The 856-nt window shown below is 77.3% G+C and carries 1 pseudogene; it reads left to right on the top strand.

The features are described from left to right. Positions 1 to 271: 271 nt before the first annotated feature. A pseudogene (locus tag ACOV8S_RS26245) lies at positions 272 to 856 on the top strand (hypothetical protein); the annotation flags it as partial.

Raw genomic sequence — 856 nt, 5'->3', positions numbered from 1 at the left:
CACCACCCCCGCCTCCTCCGTGCGGCCCGCGGGCTACGGCACGATCCGGCACCGCCGTCGGCGTCGCGGCGGCAAGGTGCGCCTGCTGATGCGGACGCTCAAGATGGCCCGCTCGGTGCGCCGTCACCACTGATCCCTGACCTCGGGCGGCCGGGCCGGCCGATCCGGACCCCGTGGGGCCGGGCCGTCGGCCCGGTTCCGGGGGCCGCCGCCTCACCCGGTCGGACGCGCGTCGCTCGCCCCGGCCGGGCGGGCGGCGTCTCCTGGGAGGGTGAGTCCCCGCACGCGCCGTCTCCGCGACGTGCTGTCGGCGGCCCTGACCGTCGCGGCGTGCCTCGTGCTGCCATTCGGCGCGCTCGCCGCCTGGGCGGTGCACCAGGTCGCCGACACGAGCCGGTACGTCGAGAGCATGGCGCCCCTGTCCTCGGACCCCGCGGTGCGCGGGGTGATCGCGGACACGGTGGGCGCCGGGATCGTGCACGAGTTGACCGACCGGCGTGACCTGCCCCCTTCGGCGGCGCCCTTCGTCCACAGCGCTGTGGACTCCTTCACCCGGACCGCTGCGTTCCGTGCCGTCTGGGACGCGGGCAACCGGGCGTCCCACGAGGCGGTGCTGAAGGCCCTGCGGGAGCGGGGCGACGGTCCGGTCACGGTGGACCTGGCCCCGATCACCGAGCGGGTCCGGCACGAGCTGGCCGACGACAACGTGCCGCTGGCCGGCAGCATCCCGGTCCGGCACGCGCGGGTGGCGGTGCTGGAGCCGCAGGAGCTGCGCCGGCTGCGGGAGGGGCTGCGCACCCTGGAGGTCGCCGGGGTGTGGCTGCCGGTGTCGGCGGGGGTGCTGGCGGTGGCCGGC

Source organism: Streptomyces sp. CO7, assembly GCF_053474865.1.
This window is presented reverse-complemented; position numbering and strand designations above follow the sequence as displayed.